Origin of the sequence: Kitasatospora sp. NPDC101447, from assembly GCF_044767225.1 — a bacterium.
In the GTDB taxonomy this organism is placed as follows: domain Bacteria; phylum Actinomycetota; class Actinomycetes; order Streptomycetales; family Streptomycetaceae; genus Kitasatospora.
Genome location: NZ_JBIWNL010000004.1, coordinates 312,961 through 321,166, shown reverse-complemented (window position 1 = coordinate 321,166; position 8,206 = coordinate 312,961). Strand labels below are relative to the sequence as shown.

The 8,206-nt window shown below is 74.4% G+C and carries 7 protein-coding genes and 1 pseudogene; 5 read left to right on the top strand and 3 right to left on the bottom strand.

Going from position 1 to position 8,206, the window contains the following annotated elements:
* Both ACIRST_RS08490 and ACIRST_RS08485 read left to right on the top strand, forming a co-directional pair.
* Positions 1-2,196: pseudogene (locus ACIRST_RS08490) on the top strand (hypothetical protein); the annotation flags it as partial.
* A 107-nt stretch (positions 2,197-2,303) separates the two neighbouring features.
* The gene (locus ACIRST_RS08485; RefSeq protein ID WP_030057505.1) at positions 2,304-3,233 is read left to right on the top strand and encodes a cellulose-binding protein; all 930 of its coding nucleotides are present in this window, start codon (positions 2,304-2,306) and stop codon (positions 3,231-3,233) included.
* 87 nt (positions 3,234-3,320) lie between these two features.
* Here ACIRST_RS08485 and ACIRST_RS08480 read toward each other — a convergent pair whose 3' ends face one another.
* Positions 3,321-3,632, bottom strand: a complete 312-nt coding sequence (locus ACIRST_RS08480; protein WP_350522900.1) for a hypothetical protein — start codon at positions 3,630-3,632, stop codon at positions 3,321-3,323.
* Positions 3,629-4,426 (bottom strand): alpha/beta hydrolase, encoded by a 798-nt coding sequence (locus ACIRST_RS08475; protein WP_350522901.1) that lies wholly within the window; start codon positions 4,424-4,426, stop codon positions 3,629-3,631. The genes ACIRST_RS08480 and ACIRST_RS08475 overlap by 4 nt, the downstream gene beginning before the upstream one ends.
* Positions 4,427-4,518: 92 nt before the next feature.
* On the opposite strand from ACIRST_RS08475, the gene ACIRST_RS08470 reads away from it, so the two are divergent.
* Complete coding sequence (locus ACIRST_RS08470) at positions 4,519-5,523, top strand: ABC transporter ATP-binding protein (RefSeq protein ID WP_350522902.1); 1,005 nt, start codon at positions 4,519-4,521, stop codon at positions 5,521-5,523.
* 1 nt (position 5,524) lies between these two features.
* Positions 5,525-6,292: an ABC transporter permease subunit gene (locus ACIRST_RS08465; protein WP_350522903.1), complete on the top strand. Its 768-nt coding sequence runs from the start codon at positions 5,525-5,527 to the stop codon at positions 6,290-6,292.
* A gap of 34 nt (positions 6,293-6,326) precedes the next feature.
* Here the strand turns inward: ACIRST_RS08465 and ACIRST_RS08460 are convergent, their stop codons facing one another.
* Complete coding sequence (locus ACIRST_RS08460) at positions 6,327-6,650, bottom strand: ATP/GTP-binding protein (protein ID WP_350522904.1); 324 nt, start codon at positions 6,648-6,650, stop codon at positions 6,327-6,329.
* A 391-nt stretch (positions 6,651-7,041) separates the two neighbouring features.
* Between ACIRST_RS08460 and ACIRST_RS08455 the strand changes: the two genes are divergently transcribed.
* Positions 7,042-8,190 (top strand): LLM class flavin-dependent oxidoreductase, encoded by a 1,149-nt coding sequence (locus ACIRST_RS08455; RefSeq protein ID WP_350523029.1) that lies wholly within the window; start codon positions 7,042-7,044, stop codon positions 8,188-8,190.
* The last annotated feature ends 16 nt before the right edge of the window (positions 8,191-8,206 follow it).

Here is an 8,206-nt window from a genome sequence, read left to right as displayed (position 1 = left end):
CACGCCACCGACCTCACCGAACGCACCGCCACCGAGACCGCCCAGGTCCGCGCCGCCGCCGACACCTACGCCACCGAACAGCGCGAGACCGCGGACGGCTACGTCGCCGAGCAGCGCGAAGCGGCCGACACCTACGCCACCGAGCAGCACGAGGCCGCCGACACCTACGTCGCCGAACAGCGCGAGGCCGCCGACGGACTGCTGGAGCGCGCCGCGGCCACCGCCGAGCAGCGCCGGACGGAGGCCGCCAGGGACGCCAAGGCCGTCCGCGAGAAGGCCGCCGCCGAGCTGGCGCTGGCCAACGAGCAGGCCGAGACCGTCCGGGCCGAGGCCGGCCGTGAGCTGTCCGAGGCCCGCGCCACCGCCGACAGCATCCGGGGCGAGGCCGCGGCCGAGCTGGAGCAGGCCGAGGCCGACCGCGCCGAGCTGATCGCCGCCGCGAAGGCCGAGGGCGCCGAACTGGTCGCCGTCGCCGAGGAGGAGGCCGCCGAGGTCCGCCAGTCGGTGGCCGGCATGCACGAGGCCGCCGCCGAGCAGATCGCCGCGCTCAGGGCCACCGCCGAGCAGGAGGCCGTCGAGGTTCGCGAGGCCGCCGAGCAGGCCGCCGCCGAGGTCCGCGACCTCGCCCAGCGCGAGACGACCGAGCAGCGCGAGCTCACCGACCGGGAGACCGCCGAGCAGCGCGCGACGGCCGAGGCGTACGCCGCCGAGGTCCGCGACCTCGCCGACCGCGAGACCGCCGACCTGCGCGCCCGCACCGAGGCCGAGACCACCGCCCTGCGCGAGCAGACCGAGCTGGAGCTGGCCGCCGAGCGCGAGGCCGCCGAGGCCGAGCTCGACCGGCAGCGCGCGGAGGCCCTCGCCTACGACGAGCAGCTGCGCACGGACGCCGAGGCCGAGCTGCGCGCCGCCCAGGAGACCGCCGAGCAGCTGCGCATCGACGCCGACGCCCAGGCCGCCCGTACCGTCTCCGAGGCCGAGGCCCGGGCCGCCCGCACCGTCGCCGACGCCGAGGAGCTGGCTGGCGGGCTGCACGCCGAGGCGGAGGAGTACGCCCTCGCCACCCGCACGCTGGCCGACGAGTACGACAGCGCCACCCACGCCCGGGCCGACGCGTACGACGCGGAGACCCGGGAGGCCGCCGAGCAGTTCGACAAGTCCACCCGCGAGCGGGCCAAGTCCGTCCTGGAGAAGGCCTTCGCCGACGCCGAGGCGCTCGGCGAGGACGCCCAGACCACCGCGCTGGCCACCACCGCCGCCGCCGAGGAGCAGGCGGACGCGATGGTCGCCGCCGCCCGCAAGGAGGCCGACCGGCTGGTCGCCGCCGGCGAGGCGGGCGGCCTGGCCGAGGTCGAGAAGGGCCGCTCGGACGCCGACGCGCTGCTCGCCGAGGCCCGCCGGGACGCCACCGGGATCCGCGAGCGCGCCGAGGAGCTGCGCGAGCGCACCGACGCCGAGGTGGAGGCGCTGCACGAGCGCGCCCGCAAGGAGAACGCGGCGGCCATGAAGTCGGCCGGCGAGCGGGTGGACGCGCTGGTGACGGCCGCCCAGGAGCAGCTGACCGAGGCCGAGGAGCAGGCGGTGGCCACCGTCGCCGAGGCCGAGGACCGCGCCGCGGCGCTGGTCGCCGCCGCCGAGGACCGCGCGAACGAGCTCACCTCGGAGGCCTCCGCCGAGGCCAGCAAGGTCCGTCTCTCGGCGGTCCGCAAGGCCGAGGGCCTGCTCAAGGAGGCGGAGACCAAGCTCGCCACCTCCACCGACCGCGCCGAGGCGCTCATCGAGAAGGCGGAGGCGAAGCTGCAGTCGGCCGAGGCCGAGGCGGAGGAGCGGCTGGAGCGGGCGGCGACGGAGGCGGAGAAGCGCCTGCGGGACGCCGAGGAGACCGCGGACGAGCAGGTCGAGCTGGCGAAGGCGGAGGCCGAGCGGCTGCTCGCCGAGGCCAAGGCCGAGGCGAAGCGGGTCACCGACGAGGGCCGGCGCGAGCTGGACGAGCTGGTGCGCCGCCGCAAGGACATCAACACGGAGATCTCCAGGGTGCAGGACGTGCTGTCCGCACTGGAGGCCTTCGAGGCGCCTGCGCCGGTCGCGCAGACCAACGGGGGAAGCAGCAAGAAGGACGGGGGCGCCAAGGCCGGTGCCGGAGTTGGCTCCCCCCGGTCGGGTGGCAATCGCTCCAAGAACGCACCACCCGATTGAGCGGACATTGTCCGCGAGAGAACGGCATTTCGCCGTCGACACTCCGGTACCGTGTCAGGATTCCCTCAACCACCTCAGCGGTTTGACGACAGGAAGCCCAGAACCCCATGAGCGACAGTCACTCCCCTCACGGCTTCGACCTGGTACGCCGTGGGTACGAGCGCGCCCAGGTCGACGAGCGGATCACCAAGCTGGTGGCCGACCGTGACAGTGCCTTGACCCGGATCAGCGCGCTGGAGAAGCGGATCGAGGAGCTCCACCTGGAGACCCAGACCGCCCAGGCGGCGGTCGTCGAGCAGGAGCCCTCGTACGCCGGTCTCGGTGCCCGGGTCGAGAAGATCCTGCGGCTCGCCGAGGAGGAGGCCAAGGACCTGCGCGACGAGGCGCACCGCGCCGCCGAGCAGCACCGCGAGCTCGCCGAGGCCGCCGCCCAGCAGGTCCGCACCGAGGCCGAGAACTACGCCAAGGACCGCAAGGCCAAGGCGGAGGACGAGGGTCTGCGGATCGTCGACAAGGCCAAGAGCGATGCCGCCCAGCTGCGCGCCGAGGCCAACAAGGACGCCCAGAACAAGCGCGAGGAGGCGGACGCCCTCTTCGAGGAGACCCGCACCAAGGCCGCCCAGGCCGCGCTGGAGTTCGAGACCAACCTGGCCAAGCGCCGCGAGCAGTCCGAGCGCGACCTGGCCGCCCGTCAGGCCAAGGCCGAGAAGCGCCTGGCCGAGATCGAGCACCGGGCCGAGCAGCTGCGCCTGGAGGCCGAGAAGCTGCGCACCGACGCCGAGCGCCGCGCCCGCCAGACCGTCGAGACGGCCCAGCGCCAGTCCGAGGACATCGTGGCGGACGCCAACGCCAAGGCCGACCGCATCCGCAGCGAGTCCGAGCGCGAGCTGGCGGCGCTCACCAACCGCCGCGACAGCATCAACGCCCAGCTGACCAACGTCCGCGAGATGCTGGCGACGCTGACCGGCGCGGCCGTGGCCGCCGCCTCGCTGCCGAACGACGACACCATGGGCGTGCCCGCCCAGCAGTCGCGCTGACGCAGCTCCGCACCTGACGGCCGGCAGGCCCTCACCCGCCCGGGTGAGGGCCTGCCGGCTGTCGTGCCGTCATCACCCCGGGCGGTTCTACCGGGGGTAGGCGCCGTCCGGTCGCTGGTGCCCGCTGCTCAGCTGGTTGCCCTCGTCGTCGGAGACGGTGCCGAACCAGGAGGTGCACCAGACCGAGACCGAGTCGGGCCAGTACTGCACCTCGAAGGGGTGGCCGGAGCCGTGGTCGCCGTACGAGGTGACGATGAAGGTCTCCCCCGGGCGCATCCAGTAGTCCTCGCCGAGCGGTTCCAGGGTCAGCTCGACCAGCCCCTCGCTCCGGTTGGTCACGGGCATCCGGCCGCTCACCTCCAGCGCCGAGAAGTCCCAGGCGGCCGCGTCCTCGTTCATCCGGCGGCCACCCGCCGCAGCAGGGCCCGGACGGCGGCGTCGAAGGCCTCGGGCGCCTCCAGGGGGCTCAGGTGGCCCACCCGGGGGATGACGGTCAGCTCGGCGTCCGGCCGGGCCCGCAGCATCAGTTCGGCCTCCTCGGGCGCCACCAGGGCGTCCTGGGCGCCCGCCACCACCGCGACCGGCACCCGCAGCCCGGCGAGCACGTCCAGGGAGTCGGGGCGGGCCGCCATGGCCCGCAGGGCCCAGGCGACGGAGGCCGGCGAGGCGGCGGCGACCATCGACTGCACCCGCTCCACGAGGTGCTGCGAGTCGGGCCCGAGCTGCCCGGCCGCGACCTGCTCGTCCAGCAGCAGCTGCACGCTGTCCCGCGCGGTGACGGCGGCGGCGATCCGTTCCCGGTTGGCCCGGACCGCGTCGCTGTCGGCGGTGGCGCGGGTGTTGGCGAGCAGCAGACCGGCCAGCCGTCCGGGGTGGCGGCGGGCGAAGGCCAGCGCCACGTAGCCGCCCATCGAGATCCCGCCGACCACCGCGCGCTCGATCCCGGCCGCGTCCAGCAGCAGGGCGAGGTCGTCCGCGACCGCGTCCAGCGAGGGCGTGTCGGCGCCCAGCTCGGTGCCGCCGAACCCCCTCTGGTCGGGGGCGAGCACCCGGGCCCCGTCCCCGGTCAGGCCGGGCAGCGCGTCCAGCTGGGACGACCACATCGAGGCGTTCAACGGATAGGCGTGCAGCAGCACGAGGGGTGTTCCGGTACCGCTCTCGCGGACGGACACTGCGGCAGGGAGCTCGGTCATGCGCCCACCGTATTCCGGCACGCCCGATGAACCCACTCAGCGGGCCGCGATATCCCGTTTGTCCTAGCCTGACAGCGAGTAAGGGAGCGCGAATGATCGAGTTGCACGACCTGACAAAACGTTACGGCAAGACGCTCGCGGTGGACCGGCTCAGCTTCACCGTCCCCCGGGGCGTGGTGACCGGCTTCCTCGGCCCGAACGGCGCGGGCAAGTCCACCACCATGCGCATGATCCTCGACCTCGACCGCCCGACCGGCGGCCGGGTCACCATCGACGGCAAGCGCTACGGACAGCTCAGCGAGCCGCTCAAGTACATCGGCGCGCTGCTGGAGGCCAAGGCCGTCCACCCCGGCCGCACCGCCCGCGACCACCTGCTCTGGCTCGCCCAGAGCAACCGCATCCCGGAGCGCCGGGTGGACGAGGTGCTCGCCCTGGTCGGCCTCACCCCCGTCGCCCGCAAGCGGGCTCGCGGCTTCTCGCTCGGCATGGGCCAGCGCCTGGGCATCGCCTCCGCACTGCTCGGCGACCCGGAGATCGTCATGTTCGACGAGCCGGTCAACGGCCTGGACCCGGAGGGCATCCTCTGGATCCGCAACCTGATGAAGCGCCTCGCCGGCGAGGGCCGGACGGTCTTCGTCTCCTCCCACCTGATGAGCGAGATGGCCGTCACCGCCGACCACCTGGTGGTCATCGGCAAGGGCCGGCTGCTCGCCGACCTGCCGATGCCGGAGTTCATCCGGCGCAACTCCCGCTCCGCCGTACGGCTGCGCAGCCCCGAGCCCGAGCGGCTGCTCGACCTGCTGGCCGGTGCCGGCCTGCGGCACGAGGCCGGCCCGGACGGCTCCTACGAGGTGGTCGACGGCGACCTCGCCCGGCTCGGCGACCTGGCCGCGGCGAACGGCGTGGTGCTGCACGAACTCAGCCCGCAGCAGGCCTCGTTGGAGGAAGCGTTCATGCAGATGACGGCCGACTCGGTGGAGTACCACGCGGGCGACGGGCCGGGCCTGGACGCGGCCGGCGCGCCCGGCGCCTGGGGCGCCGGCTGGAAGGCGGACGGCGCCCGGCCGGCCGCCGCGGCACAGCAGGAGGAGAACTGAGATGGCGTCCTACCCGGCGATCCTGCGCTCCGAGTGGACGAAGATCCGCAGCGTCCGCTCGACGGTCTGGACGCTCGCGCTGACCTTCGTCGTCACCGTCGGCATCGGCGCGCTGCTGTCCCTGCTCACCAACAACAACTTCACCGAGTTCCGCCGCAACGAGCAGACCCCGTTCGACGCCACCGGGACGGCCTTCGCCGGCATCATGCTCGGCGAGCTGGCCATCATCGTCTTCGGCGTGCTGGCGATCGGCAACGAGTACAGCAGCGGCATGATCCGGGTCACCCTGGCCGCCGTCCCGCAGCGCGCCACCCTGCTCGGCGGCAAGGCCGCGGTCCTCGGCGCGCTGGCCCTGGCGGTCTCGCTGGTGACGGCCTTCGTCACCTTCTTCGTCGGCCAGTCGCTGCTCGGCTCGCACTCCACCACGATCGGCGAACCGCACGTGCTGCGCGCGGTGTTCGGCGCCGCGCTGTACCTGACGATGCTCTGCCTGTTCTCGGCGGGCGTCACCACGATGCTGCACAACCAGACGCTCGCGCTCGGCGTGCTGGTGCCGTTCTTCTTCCTGCTCTCGCCGATCCTCTCGGCGGTGCCGAAGGTCAAGACCCTGGCCCACTACTTCCCCGACTACGCGGGCTCGCGGATGCTGCTGGTCTACGAGCAGCACGGCCAGCCGTACGGTCCGTGGGCCGGTTTCCTCATCTGCCTCGCCTGGACCGCGGCGGCCCTGGTCGGCGGCGTGCTGGTGCTCAAGAAGCGCGACGCGTGAGGCGGTTCGGCAGGCCCGGCCCGGCCGGGGGCCGTCAGTACCGCGGAGCGCCGCGGCCTCGCAGGACGTTGGAGGCCCGGCGCTCCCGCGCTCCCCAGCACGCGCGGTGCCAGTGCCGCCGGTCGTCCACCCCCGCGCCGTGCATCGGCCAGGCCACCACGTGGCCCACGCCCGACGGGATCTCCTGGTCGCAGCCCGGGCAGCGGTAGGCCCGCCCCGACGTCCCGGCGACCGTCTGGACCACCCAGTCGTCGCCCTGGTAGCTCTCGGTGCGGCGCAGCGAGCCGCCGAGCGGGGCGGCCGGCTGGCTGCTCTCGCGGGGGGCGGCGCTCTTGATCCGGTTGCGGCGCGGCGACACGGCGGACTGCCTCTCTTCCGGGGGCTCTGGGCCGTTCCAGCCTACGGCCGGCGGGCCCCCCGAACGGCCACTATCACGGGTCCGCCCGACACTCCGGTCTTTTTACCGAGATCCACCCGATCATCAGGGAAATTCGGGGTTCGGCGTGCCATTGGCACATGACATCCGATACCCACAAGGGGTAGAGGCGGGGCTCGCAGACCCTGCGCGCACCCGAGGAGGCCCAAGGATGACCAAGACCGGCGCCCGTGCCGAGACCCGTCGACCCGTCGGGGTCCGGCCGTCGGCCCCCGGCCCGACGCTGGCCACCGTCCCGCCGGTGACGGCCGTCGCGGGCGAGCCGCTGCCCGCGACGCAGCGCGCGGGGGCCCTGTCGGCGGACACCGCGCCGGTGCGGGTCGGCCTGTTCCTGCTGTCCGCGCAGTTCCCCGGGCAGAGCCACGGCGAGGCGCTGGAGCGCACCGTCCGGTCCGCCGTCGAGGCCGAACGGGCCGGCCTGGACAGCGTCTGGCTGGCCGAGCACCACTTCGTCCCGTACGGGGTCTGCCCGGACGCCGCGACGCTCGCCGCGCTCCTGCTCGGCCGCACCCGCCGGATCGGCGTCGGCACGGCGGTCAGCGTGCTGTCGACCCGCCACCCGGTGGCGCTCGGCGAGCAGGCCGCGCTGCTGCACCTCACCTCCGGCGGGCGCTTCACGCTCGGGGTGGGCCGCGGCGGGCCGTGGATCGACCTGGACGTGTTCGGCGACGGCGTGGACGCCTTCGAGAACGGCTTCCCGGAGCGGCTGGACCTGCTGCTGCGCTGGCTGCGCGGCTCCCGGGTGGGCGCGGACGGCCCGCAGTTCAGCTTCCCCGAGGTGGCGGTGGTGCCACGGGCCGCCGAACCGCTGCGGCGGCCCGGTCTGGGCAGCTGGCTCGGCCTCGGCGAGCAGGCGGGCCCGGTGCGCTTCCCGCGCCAGCGCCAGGACGACGAGGGGCTCGGCGAGGAACTCACCGCCACCGGACGGCCGGTGGCCGGCCCGCCGGTGGTGGTCGCCTGCACCTCCCCGGGCGGGGTGAAACTGGCCGCCGAGCGCGGACTGCCGATGCTGCTCGGCATGCACTCCGGGGACGACGACAAGGTGCGGATGCTGGAGCTGTACCGCTCCGCCTGGCTGGCCGCCGGGCGCAGCGAGGAGCAGCTGCGCCGGGTGGGCCGCCGGCACGTGGCGGCCGGGGTCGCGCAGGTCGACGACCGCGCCGCGGCGGCCCGCTCCACCCTGCTGAACGCGATGCCCGGCTGGTTCGAGTACGGGCTCGGCGCCCACCGCACCGTGGACGGCCGCGAGCGCAAGATGCGCGACGCGCACCAGTACACCGAACTCCTCTGCGACCTGCACGCGGTGGGCACCCCGCGGCAGTGCGCCGACCGGCTGCTGGCCACCGCCGAGCGGACCGGCATCCGCCGCTTCGCGCTGCTCGCCGAGGGCAGCGGCGACCACGAGGCGACCCTGCACAACATCGCCCGGCTCGGCTCCGAGGTGCTGCCGCAGCTGGGCTGAGGGGCGCGCCGCCCCC

What these genes read in the sequence shown, in the direction of transcription:
- ACIRST_RS08470 (WP_350522902.1), top strand. Translation starts at nt 4,519, where the DNA reads ATGATCGAGTTGCACGACCTGACAAAACGTTACGGCAAGACGCTCGCG.
- ACIRST_RS08480 (WP_350522900.1), bottom strand. Translation starts at nt 3,632, where the DNA reads ATGAACGAGGACGCGGCCGCCTGGGACTTCTCGGCGCTGGAGGTGAGC.
- ACIRST_RS08475 (WP_350522901.1), bottom strand. Translation starts at nt 4,426, where the DNA reads ATGACCGAGCTCCCTGCCGCAGTGTCCGTCCGCGAGAGCGGTACCGGA.
- ACIRST_RS08465 (WP_350522903.1), top strand. Translation starts at nt 5,525, where the DNA reads ATGGCGTCCTACCCGGCGATCCTGCGCTCCGAGTGGACGAAGATCCGC.
- ACIRST_RS08485 (WP_030057505.1), top strand. Translation starts at nt 2,304, where the DNA reads ATGAGCGACAGTCACTCCCCTCACGGCTTCGACCTGGTACGCCGTGGG.